Annotated in this window: 24 protein-coding genes and 1 tRNA gene; 3 read left to right on the plus strand and 22 right to left on the minus strand. The window is 63.7% G+C overall.

Annotation, left to right across the window (positions count from 1 at the left end; genetic code table 11):
- Window positions 1-3 precede the first annotated feature (3 nt).
- The 7 genes from ACI3KQ_RS13030 to ACI3KQ_RS13060 form a co-directional block, all read right to left on the minus strand.
- Window positions 4-891, minus strand: coding sequence for a DMT family transporter (locus ACI3KQ_RS13030; protein WP_404958255.1), 888 nt, complete (start codon window positions 889-891; stop codon window positions 4-6).
- 7 nt (window positions 892-898) lie between these two features.
- Window positions 899-1,546: a heme exporter protein CcmB gene (locus ACI3KQ_RS13035; RefSeq protein ID WP_404958256.1), complete on the minus strand. Its 648-nt coding sequence runs from the start codon at window positions 1,544-1,546 to the stop codon at window positions 899-901.
- Window positions 1,543-2,145, minus strand: coding sequence for a heme ABC exporter ATP-binding protein CcmA (gene ccmA / locus ACI3KQ_RS13040; protein ID WP_404958258.1), 603 nt, complete (start codon window positions 2,143-2,145; stop codon window positions 1,543-1,545). The genes ACI3KQ_RS13035 and ccmA overlap by 4 nt, the downstream gene beginning before the upstream one ends.
- On the minus strand, window positions 2,142-2,549 hold the full coding sequence (locus ACI3KQ_RS13045; RefSeq protein ID WP_404958259.1) for a metallopeptidase family protein: 408 nt from the start codon (window positions 2,547-2,549) through the stop codon (window positions 2,142-2,144). The genes ccmA and ACI3KQ_RS13045 overlap by 4 nt, the downstream gene beginning before the upstream one ends.
- A gap of 82 nt (window positions 2,550-2,631) precedes the next feature.
- Window positions 2,632-3,105 (minus strand): hypothetical protein, encoded by a 474-nt coding sequence (locus tag ACI3KQ_RS13050; protein ID WP_404958261.1) that lies wholly within the window; start codon window positions 3,103-3,105, stop codon window positions 2,632-2,634.
- Complete coding sequence (locus ACI3KQ_RS13055) at window positions 3,068-5,473, minus strand: patatin-like protein (RefSeq protein ID WP_404958263.1); 2,406 nt, start codon at window positions 5,471-5,473, stop codon at window positions 3,068-3,070. The genes ACI3KQ_RS13050 and ACI3KQ_RS13055 overlap by 38 nt, the downstream gene beginning before the upstream one ends.
- Window positions 5,470-6,165, minus strand: a complete 696-nt coding sequence (locus ACI3KQ_RS13060; RefSeq protein WP_404958265.1) for an endonuclease/exonuclease/phosphatase family protein — start codon at window positions 6,163-6,165, stop codon at window positions 5,470-5,472. The genes ACI3KQ_RS13055 and ACI3KQ_RS13060 overlap by 4 nt, the downstream gene beginning before the upstream one ends.
- A 100-nt stretch (window positions 6,166-6,265) precedes the next feature.
- Here ACI3KQ_RS13060 and radA point away from each other — a divergent pair, with 100 nt between their 5' ends.
- The gene (radA, locus tag ACI3KQ_RS13065) at window positions 6,266-7,633 is read left to right on the plus strand and encodes a DNA repair protein RadA (protein ID WP_404958267.1); all 1,368 of its coding nucleotides are present in this window, start codon (window positions 6,266-6,268) and stop codon (window positions 7,631-7,633) included.
- A 10-nt stretch (window positions 7,634-7,643) separates the two neighbouring features.
- Window positions 7,644-8,162: a CvpA family protein gene (locus ACI3KQ_RS13070; RefSeq protein WP_404958269.1), complete on the plus strand. Its 519-nt coding sequence runs from the start codon at window positions 7,644-7,646 to the stop codon at window positions 8,160-8,162.
- A gap of 36 nt (window positions 8,163-8,198) precedes the next feature.
- On the opposite strand, the gene ACI3KQ_RS13075 is transcribed toward ACI3KQ_RS13070, so the two are convergent.
- The 7 genes from ACI3KQ_RS13075 to ACI3KQ_RS13105 form a co-directional block, all read right to left on the minus strand.
- Window positions 8,199-9,113 carry an NAD-dependent epimerase/dehydratase family protein gene (locus tag ACI3KQ_RS13075; RefSeq protein WP_404958271.1) on the minus strand — a complete coding sequence of 305 codons (915 nt, stop codon included), beginning with the start codon at window positions 9,111-9,113 and terminating at the stop codon, window positions 8,199-8,201.
- A 6-nt stretch (window positions 9,114-9,119) separates the two neighbouring features.
- Complete coding sequence (proB, locus tag ACI3KQ_RS13080) at window positions 9,120-10,250, minus strand: glutamate 5-kinase (protein ID WP_404958273.1); 1,131 nt, start codon at window positions 10,248-10,250, stop codon at window positions 9,120-9,122.
- 94 nt (window positions 10,251-10,344) lie between these two features.
- The gene (obgE, locus tag ACI3KQ_RS13085; RefSeq protein WP_404958275.1) at window positions 10,345-11,442 is read right to left on the minus strand and encodes a GTPase ObgE; all 1,098 of its coding nucleotides are present in this window, start codon (window positions 11,440-11,442) and stop codon (window positions 10,345-10,347) included.
- A gap of 154 nt (window positions 11,443-11,596) precedes the next feature.
- The gene (locus tag ACI3KQ_RS13090; protein WP_404958277.1) at window positions 11,597-12,172 is read right to left on the minus strand and encodes a GNAT family N-acetyltransferase; all 576 of its coding nucleotides are present in this window, start codon (window positions 12,170-12,172) and stop codon (window positions 11,597-11,599) included.
- 273 nt (window positions 12,173-12,445) lie between these two features.
- Window positions 12,446-12,715: a 50S ribosomal protein L27 gene (gene rpmA, locus ACI3KQ_RS13095; protein ID WP_167301866.1), complete on the minus strand. Its 270-nt coding sequence runs from the start codon at window positions 12,713-12,715 to the stop codon at window positions 12,446-12,448.
- Between the two features lie 36 nt (window positions 12,716-12,751).
- Window positions 12,752-13,051, minus strand: a complete 300-nt coding sequence (rplU, locus tag ACI3KQ_RS13100; RefSeq protein ID WP_404958279.1) for a 50S ribosomal protein L21 — start codon at window positions 13,049-13,051, stop codon at window positions 12,752-12,754.
- A 288-nt stretch (window positions 13,052-13,339) separates the two neighbouring features.
- Window positions 13,340-13,504: a hypothetical protein gene (locus ACI3KQ_RS13105; RefSeq protein WP_404958281.1), complete on the minus strand. Its 165-nt coding sequence runs from the start codon at window positions 13,502-13,504 to the stop codon at window positions 13,340-13,342.
- Between the two features lie 321 nt (window positions 13,505-13,825).
- On the opposite strand from ACI3KQ_RS13105, the gene ybaL reads away from it, so the two are divergent.
- On the plus strand, window positions 13,826-15,466 hold the full coding sequence (ybaL, locus tag ACI3KQ_RS13110) for a YbaL family putative K(+) efflux transporter (protein ID WP_404958283.1): 1,641 nt from the start codon (window positions 13,826-13,828) through the stop codon (window positions 15,464-15,466).
- A gap of 43 nt (window positions 15,467-15,509) precedes the next feature.
- On the opposite strand, the gene ACI3KQ_RS13115 is transcribed toward ybaL, so the two are convergent.
- The 8 genes from ACI3KQ_RS13115 to ACI3KQ_RS13150 all read right to left on the minus strand — a co-directional run bounded on the left by ACI3KQ_RS13115 (window position 15,510) and on the right by ACI3KQ_RS13150 (window position 22,340).
- Window positions 15,510-17,258, minus strand: coding sequence for a DEAD/DEAH box helicase (locus tag ACI3KQ_RS13115; RefSeq protein WP_404958285.1), 1,749 nt, complete (start codon window positions 17,256-17,258; stop codon window positions 15,510-15,512).
- 307 nt (window positions 17,259-17,565) lie between these two features.
- Window positions 17,566-18,264: a 50S ribosomal protein L1 gene (gene rplA, locus ACI3KQ_RS13120; RefSeq protein WP_404958286.1), complete on the minus strand. Its 699-nt coding sequence runs from the start codon at window positions 18,262-18,264 to the stop codon at window positions 17,566-17,568.
- A gap of 4 nt (window positions 18,265-18,268) precedes the next feature.
- The gene (gene rplK, locus ACI3KQ_RS13125) at window positions 18,269-18,700 is read right to left on the minus strand and encodes a 50S ribosomal protein L11 (RefSeq protein ID WP_404958288.1); all 432 of its coding nucleotides are present in this window, start codon (window positions 18,698-18,700) and stop codon (window positions 18,269-18,271) included.
- Window positions 18,701-18,952: 252 nt separating this feature from the next.
- Window positions 18,953-19,489 carry a transcription termination/antitermination protein NusG gene (nusG, locus tag ACI3KQ_RS13130; RefSeq protein ID WP_167301860.1) on the minus strand — a complete coding sequence of 179 codons (537 nt, stop codon included), beginning with the start codon at window positions 19,487-19,489 and terminating at the stop codon, window positions 18,953-18,955.
- A gap of 81 nt (window positions 19,490-19,570) precedes the next feature.
- The gene (gene secE / locus ACI3KQ_RS13135) at window positions 19,571-19,777 is read right to left on the minus strand and encodes a preprotein translocase subunit SecE (RefSeq protein WP_404958290.1); all 207 of its coding nucleotides are present in this window, start codon (window positions 19,775-19,777) and stop codon (window positions 19,571-19,573) included.
- Between the two features lie 167 nt (window positions 19,778-19,944).
- Window positions 19,945-20,020: transfer RNA gene (locus ACI3KQ_RS13140), tRNA-Trp, on the minus strand.
- A gap of 68 nt (window positions 20,021-20,088) precedes the next feature.
- The gene (locus tag ACI3KQ_RS13145) at window positions 20,089-21,312 is read right to left on the minus strand and encodes a dihydroorotase (RefSeq protein ID WP_404958292.1); all 1,224 of its coding nucleotides are present in this window, start codon (window positions 21,310-21,312) and stop codon (window positions 20,089-20,091) included.
- A gap of 32 nt (window positions 21,313-21,344) precedes the next feature.
- The gene (locus ACI3KQ_RS13150; protein WP_404958294.1) at window positions 21,345-22,340 is read right to left on the minus strand and encodes an aspartate carbamoyltransferase catalytic subunit; all 996 of its coding nucleotides are present in this window, start codon (window positions 22,338-22,340) and stop codon (window positions 21,345-21,347) included.
- Window positions 22,341-22,437: the final 97 nt, after the last annotated feature.

Genomic DNA, 22,437 nt, shown 5'->3' on the forward strand with positions numbered 1-22,437 from the left:
CCGCTACGCAGGTTCCGCCACCGGTTGCCGACCCTGCGACCGGCCCAGCAGCACGCCCGCCAGCGCCAGCGCAAATCCGGCAAGTTGCACAGGCCCCAGTCTTTCGCCGAACAATGCCCAGGCTTCGATGGCGGCCAGCGGCGGGACCAGCAGCAACAGCATCGACATGCGCGTCGGTCCCTGCGTGCGCACCAGCCAGACCAGCAGTGACAGCCCGCCTGCCGACAGCCCCAGGACCGACCAGCCCAGCCCGACCCACAACAACGGCGCATTGTCCCAACGGACCTCGCCAATCGTCGCCGCCGCCATAATCGCGACCATCGCGCCGCCCGCATTCTGCACCGCGCCTGAAATCCATATGCCATCGCCGGAAATCGTGCCCCGCTGGATCAACGTCCCGCCAGTCATGGCGATGACCGCGAGCAGCCCGGCGACGGCGGGCAGGACCGGGATTCCACCCACGCCCGACCGCTCGATCGCGGGCATCAGCACGCATCCCACGCCCAATATGGCAATCGCCAGCCCCGCCCAGGCGCGCCCCGGCAGCCGCTCACCCATCAGGGCGACGCTCGCCACCGCCACCATCAGCGGCTGCAGCGCGCCCAGCAAGGACATGATGCCCGCAGGCATGCCGTGATAGACGGCCCACCAGCTCACCGTCAGGTAAAGCCCATGCAGCATCGCGCCCGCCACCAGATGCAACCGCAGCCGCTTGCCCGGCGGCAGTCGTTGTCCGGCCTTCAGCGCGATGAGTCCCAATAGCAGCGCCGTCAGCGTCAGCCGCACGCTCAATATCAATTCCGGCGCGCCATGCGGCACCGTCGCCCGTGCGACGATGAAGCCGGTCGACCAGATCAGCACGAACAGGACGGACGCAACCAGCGCGATCATCTGCGCTTCATTCCCGCCCCGCCCGGATCGCCGCACCCCCGGCAAAGGGGGTGATGGCGACCAGCAGCAACGAAGCCGCGCCCAGGAATTTGAACGCCGCACCGCTCCCGTCGCCCATCGTCCCCGCGCCGAATATCAGCAGCGGAACCGCCAGCGGCAACGCCAGCAACCCCGCCAGCGCCCCGCTCGACCGCAATCCTGCCGTCAGCGTCGCGACCAGTAGCCCCAGCGCCGCCAGCGCGGGCGTGCCGATCAACAGCCCCAGTTCCAGCAGTCCGATGGTCGCGCCGTCCAGCTTCAGCAGCGCGGCAGCGGGCAACGTCGCCAGCATCAGCGCCGGGCCAAATCCTAGCCAGTGCGCCACCAATCGCGCCAGCACCACCATTTCCTCGCCAATGCCGCGCGCCGCCAACTGGTCGAGCACGCCCGCATCGCGATCCGGCGCGACCAGCCGGTCAACCGGCAGCAGGCTGGCCAGCAGCGCCGCGATCCACAACATGCCGCCCCCCGACCGCTTTAGCAGCGCAGCGTCCGGCCCGACCGCGAAGGGGTACAGGCTGGCCACCAGCAGCAGGAACGCAACGGGCAACCATAGCCCGGCCGACTGCCACGCCTGCCGCAGGTCGCGCGCCACCAGCAGCGCCAGCACCCTCATGCCACATCCTCTGCGGCGTAATCGATCAGGTCCAGCGTCACCGGCGCAGGCAGGGGCAAGGGCTGGTGCGATGCCGCCAGCACGACACCGCCGTCGGCCAGATGCCGTTCGACACAGCTCCCCAGCAGCGCCAGCGAAGCATCGTCCAGCCCGTTGCCGGGTTCGTCCAGCAGCCAGACCGGCGCACCGCTCGCAATCACCCGCGCCAGCGCCGCCCGCTTGCGCTGCCCGGTCGACAACATCCGCACCGGCATGTCGCGCAATGGCGTCAGCGCCATCGCCGACAAGGCCCGGTCCAGCGCCGCCCCGTCCACACCATCGATCCGCGCCCAAAAGGAAAGGGCCCCCGCCAGCGACTGCTCCATGTCCAGCGCCAGCCGTTCATCGGCCATCGCGATCCGCCCGCACCGTTCGACGGAGCCTGCGGCTTCCCGCAGCAGCCCGGCGCAAATGCGCATCAGGCTGGACTTGCCCACGCCATTGGGGCCACGCAACAACGCGCTGCCGCCCGCTTCCAGCGACAGGTCCACGCCCCGGAACAACAACCGCCCGCCCCGCGCGCAGGCAACGCCCGACAGGCGCAGCGCCGCCCCGCTCATGGTGCGACCATGTCCTCCAGGACGTGCATGTCGATATCGGACAGGCCGAAATGATGGCCGATCTCATGCACCACGACATGGGTGATCAGCGCGTCCAGCGGCACCCCGGTTTCGACCCATTCATCCAGCAGAGGTCTGCGGAACAAATGGACCGTCGGTGGACTGTCGCCGGTCTGCACCGGATCGCCCACGGGCCGCCCGCTATACAGGCCGGTCAGGCCGAACGGATCGTCAATCTCCATGTCCTTCAGGACCTGCGCGTCGGCAAATTCCTCGACGAACAGGACGACGTTGGACAGATGGGACCGGAATGGATCGGGCAGGCGCGACAGCGCAGCCAGCGCCAGGGCTTCGATCTGGGCGCGCGTCGGCGCGATCTGGCTGTATGGACCCTTATCGGACATGGCCGGGCCATAAGCGAAAGCCTGTCATGTGGATAGAGCGATCATCGCCTGCCGCCCTGCCGTGCCGCCGCGTCCCGACCGGTCAATTCCGACGGACGCTCTCGATCCGGTCCTCATACCCCCGCAGCGCGTACACAACCGACGGGTCGCCTGCATAACGCCGGCGCAGCATCGCCAACTGAGCGTCCGTGCCAGTGCACAGCCTTGCGACGCTTTCGGCCAGGAACACACGTCGTTCGCCGTCATAGGGTTCCTCGCCCCGGAAATGGTCGCAACTGTCGCGCACCACCATGAAACTGGTGACTTCATCGGGGAAGGCCGTCAACTGGGCGGCGTCGGGGGAAGGGGGCAGGTCCAGCGATTCCAGCGGTGCGGGATGCGCCCTGACCGTCACCTTGGGGGATGGCCTGACAGGCGCGCTGGCAATGTCCACCGGCGGCGCAGTGTCCACGACATTGGCGGCGACGTCGGCGACAGGCGTCAGGCCGTTATCGGCGGGGGCATCTTCGCTGGACGAATCACGGCACCCGGCGGCCAGCGCCAGTATCAGCATCATCGGAAACAGCCCCACCCGTGCGCCCAACGATTTCCTCCCGCAAAATGGCGATCAGGTCAGCGACATGTGGCAGCCGCTGCTCTTCCTCATCGAGAATCGCCATGAAAGCGGTTTGCCTATAGGCCTGCACCGCTTCTTCCGAAAGGCGGCTTGCCATGGGTATTGTGGAAATCACGATGTCCAGAAGCCGCTCCACGCCATGCAGCCGCCCCCACAGATAGTCATTTTCTCGATAGGCCCTGCTGAAAAAGGCACCGAAGCTATTGAATTCTATGCCTTTTAATGTCGCCTCCGCACCGCCGGGCCGGATTGCCGAACAATCCTCCGGCGAAATCCGGTCGACTTTGACCGGATCATATTCATCCATGGCGTGTCCCTGGAGCAACGGTAGCGTGGCTATGTCGTAAAATGGAAAGCCCAGATAGGACAGCAACATGACCCGCCGTTCCGCCTTGGGCAGGTCGGCCAGTGCTTCGGCCAGCATCAGGTCGGCGGTTTCATCCCGCTCCTTCAACCCGCGTGCCTGGGCGATGGCGTCCAGCGCCTTGCCCGGATCGTTGGGCACCTCTTTGGCCGCTTCCCGGATCGCACCATTGTAAAAGTCCGCGCCTTCGCACTCGGTATAATGGGCGATGGCGGCATAGATGGCATCGTGCATCTTTTGGACGACGCTACTGTCAGCCTCTGATTCCACCTCCAATGTCTCCGCCAGCCGCCGCGCCAGGAAACGCAGCCTGCGAATGCGGAAAGCCAGGTCATGCGTGCGAAAGAATGTCACGGGCGGAGAAACCGGCCCCACATCCTCGGTCAATTGGTCCGCGCCGATGGCCCGGACATGCGACCACAGCGCCTGTCGATAGCTTTCCCGCATCAACGGGCTTTCCTCACCGCTCAGGCCGAACAACAGCGCGGCCAGGTCCTCGACAATGCCGGACAGTTTCAGATGGCCATAAGCGGGAAAGGCAAATCCCGCGGAATTCGCGGCGCGTTGCTGCGCCTTCGCCCGCCATGCGGACAGCCGCGCCGGGGTTGGCCGGTCCAGGAACAACAGCCTGCCGATCGCGCTTTCGACTTCCGCCTCGATTCCCGGTCTCAGGGCATTCAGGATGCGGACCATGCGACGGATGCGTGAACTGTGATGATCGATCGCGTCCAGATTGTCGCGGATCGGCTGTTCGCGCGGAATGTCGCTCAGCGCGCCAAAGATCGTCCTGAAAAATCCGGGAAGGACGGCGCTGTCGCTGCCTGCCTCTTCTTCCGATATATCCGGCTTATTGAAACGCACTGAACGGCGGCCGGGCTTGGGGTCGATATAGACGAATCGGCGGTCCACTTCGCGGCGTGACGGCCTGTTGCGCAGGGCGCCGATCGCTTGTGCAAAGGGCGCGTTCGCCAATACCGAACCGTCGATCAATATGGCGTCCTCTGCCGTGCCCCGCGTCCAATGCAGGGGAAGCGCACGGGCCAGGAAAGCGTCGCGCGTCGGCCACTTGCGATGCCGTTCGTCCAGCACCTGATCCAGTTCGCGCACGGTAAAGGGTGGGAAGGCACCGGGGAAACTGGCCGTGGCCCGCGCGGCAAAAACCAGTTCTGCGGGATCGGCGAATGTGCGGCGACTGCCGCCCACATCGCGCCCGCGCGCCCGGAAACCGATCGACAGCCGATGTTCGGTTTCGATGACCTGCGCCGGGCTGTTGAGGTTCAGGCTCTGGGGATGGCCTTCAAAGTCCGTGACGGTGACGAACAAGTCCAGCGGATGGCCTTCGGGCAGCAATGTCGGCCCGCGCTCCGTCTTTTCCATCGCGTCGAACGCGTCGAGCAGCATCGATGTGAATATTGCTCCGCCAAAGGGCGGCTCGAACCAGCGGGATCGGATGAAATGGGACAGTTTGTGGCGGACTTCCTCTCGCGCGCCGGGGGCGACCGTCCTCTCGACCGTGTCACCTGGGTGCCGCGCCGCCATCCAGACCAGCGGCGCGGCCCAGAATTTGGTGATCCGTCGCGCCGGTCGGGCGTCGGGATGCAGCAATTTTTCGACATCGGCATTTTCCAGCCACATGTCCGTCAATGGCTCCAGCGACTGGCCTGTCTCAATCGCCTGCGCCAGGAAAATGCCGTTGATCCCGCCCGCGCTCGCGCCTGCTATGATGTCGGGCATGATGCGCAGCCGAACGCCACTGGCGGCCTCCAGATCCTCCAACAGCTTGCGGTAGACCGCTTCGCTGCTGTTGCCGCTGACCGTGCCGTCATGAAATCCCCGGCTCGCCCGCGCCAGCCGCCAGATTTCCTTGGTGATGCCGTGCATGTAGACCGCCAGGCTGATCCCGCCATAGCAGACCAGCGCAAGGCGAAGCTCCCGCTCCTTCATGCCCGCAGCTCCGCCCAGATCGGCAGATGGTCCGACGCCTTGCGCGCGGCTGCGCTGTCATGCACGCCGCAATCCAGCAGCTTCAACTTGCCGCAATGCATGATGCGGTCCAACTGCGCCACTGGCCGTCGCGCGTGGAAGCTCCGGCCGCAGGGGGCAAAGCTGTAATGCCGCGCGAAATCGGCCAGGCATCCCCGGTTGGCGCTCCATTCATTAAGATCGCCCATCAACACGGTCGGCATGGCCTCGCGCGTGCTGGCCACGTGGATGACAGCCGCCGCCTGCTTTCTGCGCCACAGGCCCGACAGGTCCAGATGCATGCCGAAAAACCGCATCGTCGTCCCGCCCAGCGTGACTTCGGCCAGCGTCGCGCCGCGTGGCTCCAGGCAGGGCAGGTGGACCACGTCGTGAACGCCGACCTCCGCCTCCTTGCGGACCAATATCGCATTGCCGTGCCAGCCCATCGAATCCACCTGGATGTTCAGCGGAACCGCCTTGTAGGGGCTGACGCTCTCCAGCAGCCACGGCGGGATCGCCGCCGACCTGACGCCGAACCGCCGGTCCGCCTCCTGCAACGCGATCACGTCCGCGTCGATTTCGTTGAGCACCTCCAGCACCCTTTCCGGGTTGCGGCGGCGGTCGGTTCCTATGGCCTTGCGGATATTGTAGCTGGCGACGCGAAAGGACTTCATTCCCAAACAATGCCTCACTCGCCCGCCGGTTGCCATAGGCTTGCAAACTCTCGCCCGCTTTGTTCTTGAAACGTTCGCAAAGCCGCGCCATAGGTCGCGCATGGCCAAGGCAAAGCGCAAATTCGTCTGCCAACAGTGCGGCACCGTCTCCAACCGCTGGCAGGGCCAGTGCGACGATTGCGGCGAATGGAACAGCATCGCCGAAGAAGCCGCCGAAACCGTCTTTTCCGCACGGCACGATCTCCATACCGGTGGCCGCGCCCTCACTCTGGTGGGGCTGGACAGCGAAGTCGAACTTCCCCCCCGCACCAGCACCGGCATCGCCGAATTCGACCGCGCGCTGGGGGGCGGGATCGTGGCGGGCTCCGCGACTCTGATCGGCGGCGACCCCGGCATCGGCAAATCGACCCTGCTGCTTCAGGCGGCGGCACGCATCGCCGCGCGCGGCCTGTCGGTCGCCTATATCAGCGGGGAGGAAGCGGCCGATCAGGTCCGGCTGCGCGCCCAACGCCTGGGCCTGGGCAACGCGCCGGTTCAGCTTGCCAGCGCCACGTCGGTTCGCGACATATTGACGACGCTGGGGGAAGGGGAGGCGCCCGCTCTGCTCGTCATCGATTCGATCCAGACCATGCACAGCGACCTGATCGAAGGTGCGCCGGGCACGGTCAGCCAGGTCCGCGCCTCCAGCCAGGAACTGATCCGCTTCGCCAAGCAGCGCGGCACCGCGCTCATCCTCGTCGGCCATGTGACAAAAGACGGCAGCATCGCCGGGCCGCGCGTGCTGGAACATATGGTCGATACCGTGCTCAGTTTCGAAGGTGAGCGCAGCCATCAATATCGCATCCTGCGGGCGATCAAGAACCGCTTTGGCGGCACCGATGAAATCGGCGTCTTTGCCATGGTCGCCGAAGGGCTGGAGGAGGTGGCGAACCCGTCCGCGCTGTTCCTCACCCACCGCGATGAAAATGTGACCGGCGCCACCGTCTTCCCCGCGCTGGAAGGAACGCGGCCCGTGCTGGTGGAAATCCAGGCGCTGGTCGTCCGCCTGTCCAGCGGCGCGACGCCCCGCCGCGCGGTCGTGGGGTGGGACAGCGGTCGGCTGGCCATGGTCCTGGCCGTGCTGGAGGCGCGCTGCGGCCTCAGCTTTTCGACCTGCGAAGTCTATCTGAACGTCGCGGGCGGCTACCGTCTTTCCGACCCTGCCGCTGACCTTGCCGTCGCCGCCGCGCTCATGTCGGCTTTGTCCGAACGGCCTGTGCCCGCCGATGTCGTCCTGTTCGGCGAACTCGCACTTTCAGGTGAGATCCGCCCGGTCGCCCATTCGCCACTGCGTCTGCGCGAAGCGGCCAAGCTCGGCTTCAACCGCGCCTATGTGCCCGCCGCCGCCGCTGACGGGGTGAAGGGCATTTCGGTCAGCGGCTATCGCGCGCTCAGTCAATTGGTTGACCAGATGCTTGGGCGCGGATAGCCCATCGGCCATGAACGCCGTCGATATCCTCGTCCTCCTCGCGCTGGGTGGATGCGCTGTCCTGGGCCTGCTGCGTGGTTTCGTCCTCGAAACATTGTCGCTGATCGCCTGGGTTTCGGGCATTTTCGCCATCCGCCTGTTCCACAGTTCGGTCGCTGAACTGCTGACACCCTTCGTCGGCACCAGCAGCGGCGCGGCAGTACTCGCCTTCGTCCTTGTCTTCGGCATCACCTTTGGCGCTGGAAAAATCCTTGCCCACGCCATTGGCCGCCGCACCCGCCAGTCGGTGCTGGGGCCAGTGGACCGCGTGCTGGGCGCGGGTTTCGGCGCGGTAAAGGGGCTGATCGGCGCGACGCTCGTCTTCCTTGCCTTCAGCCTCGTCTACGACACTTTTTATGGCAGCACCGCCCGGCGGCCCGATTGGCTGTCCGACGCGCGCACCTATCCGCTGCTCAATGCCAGCGGCCAGGCGATCAGTGAATTCGTCGCGGAACGCCGCGCCCGCCCACCCGCGCCGGAGGATGAGTAGCCGTTCGGCGGGCGTCCTACCTGCTCCGAAGACGCTCTAAATCCAGCCCTTGACCCGATAGGCCTCTGCCGTCGCCTTCAATCCGTCCTCGGTCGCGACCTGCGGCTGCCACAGTGACTTGGGCGGCTTCTTCCGCTTCGCCACGACCCAGTCGGGATGGCAGAAATAGCTGACCCGATCCTGTGTCAGTTTCGCGCCCTTGCCGCGCAATATCCGGTCCAGCCGCGCGCCCACACCCAACGCCCAGCTTGGCGTCGAAAAGGTCCGCACCGAACGCCCGACCGCGCGCCCGATCGCCTGGCCGAACTCCAGATGGTCCCAACCGCCCGGTGTGCCGTCATCGGCTTCATAACATTGGGCCAGGCTCTCTTCCTGCTCGGCCGCCACTGCCAGCAGCAATCGGGAAAGGTCTCCAACCTCAATCAGCGAAAGCCGTCCGCCCGGAGGCAGCAGCATGATGCCGCGCCGGGCCATGCGGAACAGTTCCAGCATCTCGCGGTCGCCCGGTCCATAAATGGCGGGGGGCCGCACGATGGTCCAATCCAGCCCGCTGGCCTTCACATGGCGTTCGGCCAGTTCCTTGGACCATCCATAGTCGGACAGGTCCGGTTCCCGCGCCGCCAGCGACGACACATGGATCAACCGCCGCACCCCGCGCTGGCGCATGGCGTCGACCAGCGCCATGGTGCCGCGCGCATTGCCGACTTCGAAACCTTCCCGGTCAGGCGCGTTCACCACGCCCGCGATGTGGATCACGACATCGGCGTCGCGCACCAGCGTATTCAGCGCGGCTCGATCACTCAGCGAACCCGGCACCCATTTCAGGCGCGCGCGCGGCGGTTGCGCCCGGCGGGTGATGGCGGTGACATGATGACCGGCGGCCAGCGCCTGATTAAGTGTTTCGGCGCCGACGAATCCCGTCGCGCCCGTCATTGCAATGCGTAGGTTCATGATGCGTCAGACCATCGCCATATGATCGCGATGGACCAGCACCGATCGGGGCAGTTCGCCCAGCAAAGCAGCGATATCCTCGCTGCGCTTGCCGATGATGCGGGTCGCCTGCGCGCTGTCATATTCGCTCAGCCCACGCGCGATCACGCGGCCATCCTGGGTCAGAATGTCCACGACATCGCCGCGCTCAAACACGCCTTCGACCCCGGAAACACCCGCTGGCAACAGGCTGTTGCCTTTGCCCAGCGCCCGTTCCGCGCCCGCGTCCACGGTGATGCGGCCGCGTACCGTCAACCGTCCGGCCAGCCAGCCCTTGCGCGCACGCTTGGCGGGGGCTGCCACGAAAATGGACCCGCGCCCGCCATTCTCCCAATGCGACAGCGGCGCATCGACCTTGCCGGAAATGATCGCCAGGTGAGCGCCCGCGCCGGTGGCGATTCGGGCCGCCTCGATCTTTGACGTCATGCCGCCCGATCCCATGCCGGACGCGGAACCGCTGTCCGCCATAGCGGCGATTTGCGCATCGATGCGCTCTATTGTCTCTATCAGCATTGCGTCCGCATTGGCGTGCGGATTGGCGGTGTAAAGCCCGTCCACGTCCGACAGCAGCACAACCGCGTCAGCCCGTGCCGCCTGTCCGATCCTTGCCGCCAGCCGGTCATTGTCGCCAAAGCGGATTTCCGCCGTCGCCACGCTGTCATTTTCATTGACCACCGGCACCACGTCCAGCGCCATCAACCGTTCCAGCGTCGCCGAAGCGTTCAGGTAACGCCGCCGATGTTCCAGGTCGTCCAGCGTCACCAGCATCTGCGCGGCGGTGATGCCGCGGTCCTGCAACAGGCTGGCCCAGCATTGCGACAGGGCGATCTGGCCCGTCGCGGCGGCGGCCTGCGCGTCTTCCAGGCTGCCGCGCCCGCCCTTGGGCAGTTTCAACCGCCGCGCACCCAATGCGATCGCACCGGACGACACGACGATGATCTGCTGCCCGGCTGCCTTGCGCGCGGCGATGTCATCGACCAGCGTCCGCAACCAGCTTTCCCGCACCTGCCCATCTGCATCGACCAGCAGCGCCGACCCGATCTTGATGACCAGACGGCGGATCAGGGCAGGGGGAAAGCCGGATAGCGAAGGGGTCACGGAAACAATATCCATCAGGTTAGAACGCAACGCAGGATAGCCGCACGCCTGCTGTCCGCCAGGGACTGCGGCGCACGCGTCTTGGGCGTTCCGTTCAGATCGGCGACCACGACGTTTCGCCTTCTTCGTCCGGCGCGTCCACGTCCTTGGCCTTGGCCTCTCCGAACAGGGGCAGCACCGCGTCCAGCAGTGCGGGCACACCTTCCCCGGTCGCGCCGGAAATGATGAACACATCCTTCACGCCCGCCTCGCTGCGAAGCTGGGCGGCGATATCCTCCATCAACTCCTGACCCAAAAGGTCACCCTTGTTCAGCGCCACGATCTGCGGCTTTTCATCCAGGCCGCCGCCATAGGCCGCCAGTTCGTCCTGCACGATGCGGAATGCATCGACCGGGTCGTCGCTGGTCGCGTCGATCAGGTGCAACAGCACGCGGCACCTTTCGATATGTCCCAAAAATCGGTCGCCGATGCCCGCGCCTTCGGCTGCGCCTTCGATCAGGCCGGGAATGTCGGCCAGCACGAATTCGCGGTCACGATGCTGGACCACACCCAATTGCGGCTTGGTGGTGGTAAAGGCATAGGCCCCGACCTTGGCCTTGGTATTGGTGACCTGGTTGATCAGGGTCGACTTGCCTGCGTTGGGCATCCCGACCAGTCCGACATCGGCCAGCAGTTTCAGGCGCAGCCACACCCACATTTCCTGCCCCGGCCACCCCGTGCCGTGCTGGCGCGGGGCGCGGTTGGTGCTGGTCTTGTAGGACAGATTGCCTCGACCGCCATCGCCGCCGCGCAGGAATACCATGCGCTGGCCAACTTCGGTAAAGTCGGCCAGCACTTCCTGCTCTTCATATTCGGGATAGCCGTCTTCATCTTCGGTGCCATCGATCGGCACGGGGTCCGACAGGATCTGGGTTCCGACCGGCACCTTGACGATCAGGTCTTCGCCACCCGCGCCATAGCGATTCTTGCCCGCGCCGCCCTTGCCGCGCTGCGCCTTGAAATGTTGGGTGTACCGAAAATCGATAAGCGTGTTCAGCCCGGCGACCGCTTCGAAAATAATGTCGCCGCCCTTGCCGCCGTTACCGCCGTCGGGGCCCCCATATTCGACATATTTTTCCCGCCGGAAACTGACCGCGCCGGGTCCGCCCCAGCCGGATTTGATGAATATCTTAGCCTGATCCAGAAAATGCATCGCTGGCCCATAGCCGCTTATGACGCGGAATTAAACCTCGTCTCACGCAGCAAGATTGGCGATCGATTTTAACAGGTCTGCGACCGGCGGCGCGGCACGCTTTCGTCAGGATAAGGCAGTCGCGAATGTACCGCCTTATCCTGTCATGTCTGCTTCATGCGGCCAGCGCCGGGGCCGCGTCCCGATACAGGTCGATCGCCACGTCCGTGGGCATTCGACCGCCTACGCCTTCTTCGAACACCAGGCAGTCGGCCATCGCGCCGCGCGCGGGGCTGTAACGTTGTTCGATCCGGCCCATCGGTCGGAAACCGATCTTGCGCAACACGTTGCCCGACGCGGGGTTGTCGGCGAAGTGCGCCGCGCGAATCGCGCCGATGCCCGCTGCGCGCGCCATGCTCATGATCGCGCCTGCGGCTTCGGTGGCAAAGCCCAGTCCCCAATAGGGGCGAGCGACCCAATAGCCGATCTCCGGCGCACCATCGTCCGCCAGATGCACGCCGCATCCGCCGACCAGCCGGGGGGCGCCCTGGGTGCGGGTGAAGGCCAGCAGTTGCGGCATGCGCAAATCATGCGGCTGCGACAGGAAATTGCGCGCATCCTCTTCGCCATAGGGCGCGGGAACGCGGCTCAAATTGCGCAGGACCGCCGGGTCATTAATCGCCTTGGCAAGTGCGGGGGCGTCTTCGATCCAGCCGGGCCTCAGCAGCAGGCGTGGGGTACGGGCGAACATCTTCAAATCTCTCCTCTGTCGGCTCGCCAATGGCCGCAAAAAGTTACGGCTTGACGACGATATTTCTCTGGCTGAGCCCCGCCCGCAGGACGCGCGAGGCGATCAGTTGTTCCAGAGCTTTGAGGGAAAATGAGGGGGAACGCCGCTGAACGGAAAAAGGGGGCGCTCCCTGATGGAGGCGCCCCCTTTTTCCCTCGAATATCGGCAGGCTGGAAAAGCTTGTGCCGAAAGGATCGCCCCGTTGGTGAGGAACGATCCGTCATCGATCGTCCGTTATTCGGCTGCTGCTGCCATTGCATCGACCGACACATATTTGCGGCCCAGCTTGCCAGTGTGGAATACCACGCGGCCTTCGCCCAGTGCGAACAGCGTATGGTCCTTGCCCATGCCGACGTTACGGCCGGGATAGACGCGGGTGCCGCGCTGGCGAATGATGATGTTGCCGCCGATCACTTCCTGACCGCCGAACTTCTTCACGCCAAGGCGCTTCGATTCCGAATCGCGACCGTTACGCGATGAACCGCCAGCTTTCTTATGTGCCATGACTCAAACTCCTCGAAACTTGTTTGCCAGCAGCGCTCAGGCGCCGATCGATACGATCTTCAGGATCGTGTGATTCTGGCGGTGGCCGTTCTTGCGGCGATAATTATGACGGCGACGCTTTTTGAAAACGATGACCTTCTCACCCTTCGCCTGCGCGATGATCTCGGCGGCTACGGTCAGCTTCTGGGCATCCTTGACGTCTTTGCCTTCACCGGCGAACAGGACGTCGTCCAGGGTCACCTTGTCGCCAGCCTCACCGGCCAGCTTTTCAACGACGATCTTGTCTCCGGCGGCGACGCGATATTGCTTGCCGCCCGTGCGCACGACTGCGAACATGGCTCTTCTCTTCTCGTTCAAATCTGCTTTGACGCAGATCGTCGAGGACCTTTGAAGTCCTGTTGACCCGCGTGGGAATGTGGCCCGGTAGTGCAATGACTCGGACCTGTCAACTGATATGGGCTGTGACGGCCACTGGCGATGGGCACTGGTTTTCGACCCGATCCGTCGCTATCTGATGGGCCGAAGGGATCATTAAAGCGCATGAGGTCAACGTCGCTCACGGGCAGCAGGGGGAAGGGGCGTGGCCTCTTCTTCGCGGCCCTGTGCATGGCGATCGTCGTCGCGCTATTCTCCGCCCTCGCGCCGCTGGGACTGCCTTCCAGCAGGCTGACCGGATCGGCCTTCAACCCCGCCACGACCAGCGTAATCCTGAAGGCCCGGTCCCCCCTGGTAGCGGCTGGCCCCGTCCTGCATGAACCAGACGGCGATCGATCGAAAATCCATTTCCATCCTGTGCCTCATTCATGGTTTTCCCCTGTCACGATCCTTTCTCCCGGCGCTCCCACAATAGTCGCGAAACGCTGGGCAAGACAGTATCGCAGCCATGACCGCCATCCTGCGCTCGTATCCGACCAACACGCCCGCGCACCTCCAGCGTTCTTCTGATAATTGTGTCGGCCACGCTTTGCGGACCGCCACCAATCGGAAGATATTTTCCATTCCCCACCGAAAATGGGGGTGGGCTAGCGTTAATCGCTCTGGCAGCGATGCTAGCCAAGCGAACAACATTCACGCACCACGCGATCACGTCGACGCACAGGAATAGCATATATGCCCCATCACACGCCGCTGATCGGCACGATCGTAGCAGGTTTGGTCGTCGCCTTCATAATGGGCGCCATTGCCCACCGGCTGAAATTGTCGCCGCTCGTCGGATATCTCATCGCGGGGATACTCGTCGGTCCCTTCACACCTGGCTTCGTCGCCAATACCGGACTCGCGAACGAACTTGCCGAGATCGGGGTCATCTTGCTGATGTTCGGCGTCGGCCTTCATTTTTCCCTCCGCGATCTTCTTTCGGTCAAGAATATCGCCGTCCCCGGCGCTATTGGACAGATAGCCGTCGCGACTCTCATGGGGATTGGGTTGGGCCACTTCATGGGATGGTCTGTCCTGGGAGGGCTTGTTTTCGGATTAGCGCTATCGGTGGCCAGCACCGTCGTCCTGCTGCGCGCGCTGCAGGGAGCTGACCTTGTCGAAACCCGACGGGGGCGGATCGCGGTGGGCTGGCTGATCGTCGAAGATCTGGTCATGGTCCTGGCTCTGGTACTGCTTCCCGCGCTCGCGGGGGTTATGAACAGCGCGGATGGTTCAGGCGGAGCGGAGGCTTTGCTTGCACCGCTTTTGAGTACGCTCCTCAAGGTTGCGGGCTTTGTCGCCCTCATGCTCGTTGTCGGTCGTCGTATCATTCCCTGGGTGCTGCATTGGGTTGTACACAGCGGCTCGCGGGAGCTTTTTCGCCTTGCCGTGCTCGCCATCGCACTAGGCGTCGCATTTGGCGCGGCGATTGCGTTCGATGTTTCCTTCGCATTGGGTGCCTTTTTCGCCGGAATGATCCTGGGCGAAACTCCGTTGAGTAGGCGCGCGACTGAAGAGACGCTGCCATTGCGCGATGCCTTTGCAGTGCTGTTTTTCGTGTCCGTGGGTATGCTCTTCAATCCTGCGATCGTGGTACAACAGCCCCTGCCATTGTTGGTGACGGTCCTGATCATTGTAATCGGCAAGTCCATCGCCGCTTTTGCAATCATGCGCGCGTTCGGCCATCCGGGCGACACGGCGCTGACCATCGCGGCCAGTCTTGCCCAGATCGGTGAATTTTCTTTCATCCTGGCGTCGCTGGGGACGACACTGGGAGTGCTGCCCGCCGAGGCGCGTGATTTGATTCTGGCGGGTGCGATCGTATCGATCTTCCTTAATCCATTCATATTTTCCCTCATCGTGCGCGACCATAAGGAAGAGGAGATCGAAGAAGAGGAAGCGGCGGAAAAAGCGAGGCAGGTCCCCCTGATCGGCCACGTTTTGCTCGTGGGATATGGGCGCGTCGGCAAGTTGATTGCTGCCCGACTGGCAGAACGGAAAGTGCATTTCGTCGTGATGGAAAGCGATGCTGATCGGGCGGATGAAGCCGAAGAGGACGGCCTGTCAGTGGTCCGGGGCAGCGCGCTGGATGATCGTCATCTGCTGGCAGCGGGTATCCGTAAAGCACGCCGCATGTTGATCGCGGTCCCCGAAGGGTTTGAGGGTGGCGCGATTCACGAACATGCCCGCCATCTCAACCCTGAACTTCAGGTCATCGCCCGTGCCCATTCCGATGCGGAGGTCGCTCATCTTGAAAAGCTGGGCGTGCGGCATGTTGTCATGGGTGAGCGAGAACTGGCTGCGCGGATGTTGTCGCTTTGCGGTGCAGGATGAGGCGATGATCAGGGCCGCTTTATCAGAAGCGGCCCTGTAAAATTCACCCGCGAGATTTTCGGGGGCCGCCCTGCCTGGGTCCGCCTTTGAACGGTCGTGGACTGTGTGCTGGGGGACGCGGTCCCCGGTCGCTGTTGGGACGACCTTTTCCGGGAGCGCGGTCCCGGCGATTCTCCCGCGCGACTTCTCGCGGCGCCCCCTCGATCCGTTCAATCGCGACCTCTGCCCCTTCGTCGCTGGCCTGACCGGTCCGTTTCACCGCGCTCAAAAAGCGCTCAGCGAAGGCCGACGGGATTTCGAACATGGTTTCGTTCGCCGCGATCCTGATCGCGCCGATATCCTGCCGCGATACATGTCCGCGTCGACAGATCAGCGGAAGTATCCAGCGGGGGTCGGCATTTTGCCGCCGTCCGATGTCCATGCGGAACCAGACAGTGTCTTCAAAGCCCGGACGGGGTCCTTCCCGGCGGACAGGGGCTTCACTGGCGTCGAGTAATTCCTCAGGGGCGGGGAGCGCGGCCCGAGCGCTCTTCACCAGCATCGCCGCGATTTCCTTGGCGCTCTTTTCCGCCAGTAGTTCCGCGCCCAATGCCCAATCCTGCTCGTCCAGGTCCGTCCGCTCCATCAGAGTGGAGCGCAGCCGGGCGTTATCCTGTTCCTGAATGGCTTCCTTGCTCGGAGGGGTGCCCCATTCGACGGGGATCTTCGCTCCACGCAGCATGGATTCGACGCGGCGGCGGCGCGGATATGGCACGACGAGAACCGCGGTTCCCTTCTTGCCCGCGCGTCCGGTTCGACCGGACCGATGCTGCATCGTTTCGGCGTCGCGTGGAATTTCGACATGGACGACCAAGCTGAGGTTGGGCAGGTCGATGCCGCGCGCAGCGACGTCGGTGGCCACGCAGACCCGTGCACGACGGTCGCGCAGTGCCTGAAGCGCGTGGTTGCGCTCATTCTGGCTATGCTCGCCCGATAGCGCCACGGCGGCAAAACCACGTTCGGTGAGGCTGGCGTGGAGGTGACGGACGTTGTCGCGAGTGGCGCAGAACAGGATGGCGGTTTCCGCCTCATGATAGCGCAGCAGGTTGACCACGGCGTTTTCAATGTCGGCGGGAGCGACGGTCACTGCCTGATAGCTGATGTCGCCATGGCCGCGCTCATCGCTGACTGTGGAGATGCGCAGCGCGTCCTTTTGATAGCGCTTGGCGAGCGCCACAATCGGCTTGGGCATGGTGGCGGAGAACAGCAGGGTGCGACGATCATCGGGCGCGCCGTCCAGAATTTCTTCCAGATCTTCGCGAAAACCCATGTCGAGCATTTCGTCGGCTTCATCAAGCACCACGGTCTTGAGGCCAGACAGGTCAAGCGCCCCGCGTTCGAGATGGTCGCGCAGACGACCGGGCGTGCCGACGACGATATGCGCGCCGTGGCTGAGTGCCCGGCGTTCTTTGGAGGCATCCATACCGCCGACGCAGGTCGCGATGCGGGCGCGAGCCTCGCCATAGAGCCATTCAAGCTCACGGCTCACCTGGAGCGCCAGCTCGCGGGTCGGCGCAATGGCGAGCGCCAGTGGCTTGCCCGCAACGGGAAGGCGGTTGTGTTCGCCCAGCAGTTCGCCAGCCATTGTCAGACCAAACGCGACTGTCTTGCCGGAGCCGGTCTGCGCCGAAACGATAAGGTCGCGACCCTGCGCTTCGGGCTGTGTCACTTCGGCCTGCACCGGGGTGAGTTTTTCATATCCTTTCCGCGTCAATGCGTCGGAGAGGAGGGGGGGGAGATGTTCAAAAGACATTATAATTTCCGTCGGTAAAGCGACCCGCCATTCCCGACGGATACATGATGACCTGATGCGCTCCTGCCTATGGAGGAGTCCGGGATGCAAGGTCACACACCCCGAAGTTCACACCGTCGTTGGGAGGTCCCCAGCGGTGTTTAGAAATGCCGTGCTCCTGCGCAGGCAGGAGCCCAGTCCCACGCTCTGAACTGGGCTCCTGCCTGCGCAGGAGCACGTTGCTGTTCAGGCTATAGTAGCACAAAAGAAGAAAGCCTCCTTCCCCGCGTGGAGAAAGGAGGCTCCCCTATCAATTCTATCCGTCAGATCAGGCTGAAGCGACTTCCGCCACATCGACCTTCACGCCCGGACCCATCGAAGACGACAGGGCGATCTTGCGGACATATTTGCCCTTGGAACCCGATGGCTTCGCCTTGACGATCGCGTCAACGAAGGCGTCGAAATTCTTGCGCAGGTCGTCCTGGGTAAAGCTGGCCTTGCCTAGACCGGCATGGATGATGCCGGCCTTTTCAACGCGGAATTCGATCTGACCACCCTTGGCGGCCTTGACCGCTTCGGCGACGTTCGGAGTCACGGTGCCCAGCTTCGGGTTCGGCATCAGGCCCTTGGGACCCAGAACCTTACCGAGGCGACCAACCAGACCCATCATGTCAGGGGTGGCGATCACGCGCTGGAAGTCGATGTTGCCAGCCTGGATCGATTCCAGCAGATCTTCCGCGCCGACAATGTCTGCGCCAGCGGCGGTTGCGGCTTCAGCCTTGTCGCCACGGGCGAACACGGCGACGCGAACGGTCTTGCCGGTGCCAGCGGGCAGGGTGACGACGCCACGGACCATCTGGTCGGCGTGACGCGGATCGACGCCCAGGTTGATCGCGATTTCGACGCTTTCGTCGAACTTGGCGGTCGCATGGGTCTTGATCAGGCCCAGCGCTTCATCAACGCCGTGCAGCTTTTCGCGGTCAACCGCAGTGGCGAGAGCCTTCGCCTTCTTCGTCAGCTTTGCCATGATCTTAGCCCTCCACCACTTCGAGGCCCATCGCGCGAGCGGAGCCTTCGATGATCTTCGTCGCTGCGTCGATGTCGTTCGCGTTCAGGTCAACCATCTTGGCCTGGGCGATTTCGGCGAGCTGCGACCGCTTGATCTGGGCGGCGACGACCTTGCCCGGTTCCTTGGAACCCGACTTCAGGTTAACCGCCTTCTTGATCAGATAGGTGGCGGGCGGCTGCTTCGTGACGAAGCTGAACGAACGGTCCGCATAAACGGTGATGATGGTCGGCAGCGGCGTGCCCTTGTCCATCTTTTCCGTCGAGGCGTTGAACGCCTTGCAGAATTCCATGATGTTCACACCGCGCTGACCCAGCGCCGGACCGATCGGCGGCGAGGGGTTGGCGGCTCCAGCGGGCACCTGGAGCTTGATATAGCCCGTAATCTTCTTGGCCATTTTCACTCACTCTGTTGCTGGCAGATTTGCGGGCAAATCCACCGGTTCAAGTTTAGCGGTCAAGCGGCATTCCGAAGAAAGCCTCCCGCACTGCATATATATCCTCGCCCCTTCAGGGGAGAGGACTAGGAGGTCTTAGCGGCTCGCCGCTTAGACCGATTTGGAGAGGGGGTTAAGCCCTCTCCCGCTGCGACTAGGCGGCTGAGCCGCCAAGTCTCGCTGCCCTCTCCCGCTTGCGGGAGAGGGAAATTCTTACTTCGACAGTTCGACCTGTTCGAAGTCCAGTTCGACTGGCGTCGCGCGGCCGAAGATCGACACGGACACCTTGACCCGGTTCTTTTCGAAATCCAGTTCTTCGACCGTGCCGTTGAAGCTGGCGAAGGGACCGTCCAGCACCTTGACGCTGTCGCCGATTTCGTAATCGACGCTGACCTTGTGCTTCGGCGCGGCTTCAGCTTCCTTGCGGGCGCCGAAATAGCGAGCTGCCTCGGTTTCGCTGATCGCCTGCGGTTTGCCGGAGGAACCGAGGAAACCCGTCACCTTCGGCGTGTTCTTGACGAGGTGATAGATGTCGTCGTTCAACGCCAGCTTGGCAAGGACATAGCCAGGCATGAACTTGCGTTCGACCTGCACCTTCTTGCCGCGCTTAACCTCGGTCACGGTCTCGGTGGGGACTTCCACCTGCTCGACCAGTTGGGAGAGGCCCATGCGCTCGGCTTCGGACAGGATCGATTCCTTGACCTTGTTTTCGAAGCCCGAATAGGCGTGGATGATGTACCAGCGCGCCATGTTACCGTCTCAAACTCCCGTCAGAGCAATTTCGAAGCCGGTCAAACCGGCTGGATCGGAAATCGCGCCACAAATAATCGTTCAGGCCTGATTGGCGGCGAACGCCAGCAGCCACTGAACAATCGCGCCGAAGAAGGTGTCGATGCCGAAGAAGAAGAGGCCCAGCACCGTCGTCATGATGGCGACCATGATTGCGGTCATCACCGTTTCGCGGCCGGTCGGCCATACGATCTTCGACGCCTCAGTCTTCACCTGATTGACGAATTCGCCCGGAGAAACCTTCGCCATCGTTGCCTCTAAACCTTCGAACCAAACACCAAAGCGCGAAGCAACAGTCCGCCCTCCCGATCCCGCCATGTCGGCGTCCGGGGGTGCGGCCGCTGGCTCCGCGACCCATCTTCGCTTTGCCGCCTAGCCCCGAACCCCTGAAAAATCAAGGATAAGCAGGCGCGACGTGGCAGGAGTGGAGGGACTCGAACCCCCGGCATTCGGTTTTGGAGACCGACGCTCTACCAGCTGAGCTACACTCCTGTGCCGGCGAAGGACGGCGCTTTAGCGTGGCCTGCCGGGGAGGGCAAGGGAGATAATCGCGCCATCCGTCAAAGGAAAACGCCGCCCTTCATTATGCGGCGTGCACGGCCTTGCACGGGCATCCGGTCGAAGGGCGTGTTTCCTGCCTGCGCCGCCATTCTTTCCGAATCCACTATCCAGGGCGTATCGGGGTCGATGAAGATGAGATCCGCCGCGCTGCCCGGCGCGAAGCTGCCTGCATTGACGCCCAATATCCTTGCCGGATTGGCGCTGAGCAGGGCCATGAGCCGGTTGAGCGATACATGCCCGTCGCGGACCAGGTTGAGCGACAGGGCCAGCAGCGTTTCGGCCCCCGCCATGCCGGGCGAGGCGTCCGCGAACGGCAGTCGCTTATCCTCCGGCCCTCTGGGATCATGGCTGGACGTAATCACGTCGACTGTTCCGTCCGCCACTGCCGCGAGCGAGGCTTTTCGATCATCCTCCGACCGCAGCGGCGGCGACATCAGCGCAAAGGTGCGGAAATCCGTGACGGCATTATCAGCCAGGAAGAGATAGGCGGGGCTGATGCCGCAGGTGACGTTCAGCCCTTCGGCTTTCGCGGCGCGGATCAGGTCGAAGCCCGCCTTTGTGGTGACGAGCCGGAAGTGGATTGCCGCGCCGGTCACGCGCGCCAACATGATGTCGCGCGCGATCGCCATGGCTTCGGCGCAGGCTGGGGCATGGGGCAGGCCCAGGCGAGTGGCGGTTTCGCCGCTGGTGGCAACGGCTTTCCCGGTAAGTCCGCCATCTTCTGCATGGGTGATGACGGTCAGCCCCAGGCCCGACGCATAAGCAAGCACGCGCATCATCACGCCGGAATCCGCGATCCATTGCCGCCCGGTGCCGACTGCCTTGGCCCCCGCAGCCTGCATCATGCCGATTTCGGCTAGTTCGGTCCCTTTCAGCGCGCGCGTCGCGGCGGCGATCGGGTGGACCCAGAAATCAGGTTTGCCCGCTCGCGTGGCTTGGCGGATCAGGCCCGATTCATCCAGGGGCGATGATTGATCGGGCATCAGGGCCGCCCGGGTTATCCCGCCGAAGTGAAAGGCCGGCTTGTCGGTCGCAAAGACGCCCAGGTCGACCAGGCCAGGCGCAACCACCAGTCCCGCAGCGTCGATCCGATCCACGTCGTCCGGCACGGCGACATTACCCGCCGCTATGATATGGTCGCCCTCGATCAGGATGACCCCGTCGGTGAGGTCCTGACCGGCGGGATCGGCCAGCTTTCCGTTGACGATGGCGAGCTTGTTCATGCCCAAGGATTCCTCGTTATTGGCAGGGATGTTCAAGACCATCCCTCCACCCCGCGCGCGTTGCGGGTCAGCACATCCAAACATGCCATGCGGATGGCGACCCCCATTTCGACCTGTTCCGTGATGGCCGATCGTTCAGGATGGTCCGCCACGACGCTGGAGATTTCGACCCCCCGGTTCATGGGGCCAGGGTGCATCACCAGGGCGTCCGGCTTGGCGATCGCGAGCCGTTCAGGCGTCAGGCCGTAGAGCATATGATACTCGCGCGGCGAGGGGATGAACGCTCCGTCCATCCGCTCATTTTGAAGGCGCAACATCATCACCACGTCAGCGCCATCCAGTCCGTCGTCCATGCGGTAGAAAGGCGTCGCGCCCAGCATCTCCACCTCTGGCGGCATCAGTGTCGGGGGGGCGACCGCCCGCACCTGAGCGCCGAGCGCGGCAAGGCAAAGCATGTTGGATCGGGCGACCCGGCTGTGCAGCACGTCGCCGCAGATCGCGACGATCAACCCTTCAAACCCTCCCTTGCGCCGACGGATGGTCAGCGCGTCGAGCAATGCCTGGGTCGGGTGCTGGTGCCACCCGTCGCCTGCATTGAGCACGGGGCAGTCGACCTTGTCCGCGATCAGTGCCACCGCGCCGGAACTCGCATGGCGAATGACGATCACGTCGGCAGCCATCGCGTTCAGCGTCATCGCGGTGTCGATCAGGGTTTCGCCCTTCTTCACGCTCGACTGGCTGGCGTGCATGTTCACGACATCTGCGCCCAGCCGCTTGCCCGCGATCTCGAACGACAGCAGCGTGCGCGTGCTGTTTTCGAAAAACGCGTTGATCTGCGTCATCCCTGCCAGCCGGCCATCATGTTTGCGGGCATTGTCGCGATTGGTCTTTGCCCAATGTTCCGCCTCATCGAGCAGGAAGCGGATTTCCCACGGCTTCAGGTCCGCGATGGAAAGCAGATGCCGATGCGGAAACAGCGCCCGACCGGTCAAGTCAGGCGAGGCGGATGGAACGGTGATGTCGGGCATGAACGGACCCTTTAAGCGAGGGCGAGAAAGAGGGCAAGATCGACGGGGATTGTTGAGCGGAAGACCCGATGTTGGAAAGTCGTTCGCCCTTCCTATG

It is taken from the genome of Sphingobium sp. ZW T5_29, from assembly GCF_044987515.1.
Taxonomy (GTDB): Bacteria; Pseudomonadota; Alphaproteobacteria; order Sphingomonadales; family Sphingomonadaceae; genus Sphingobium.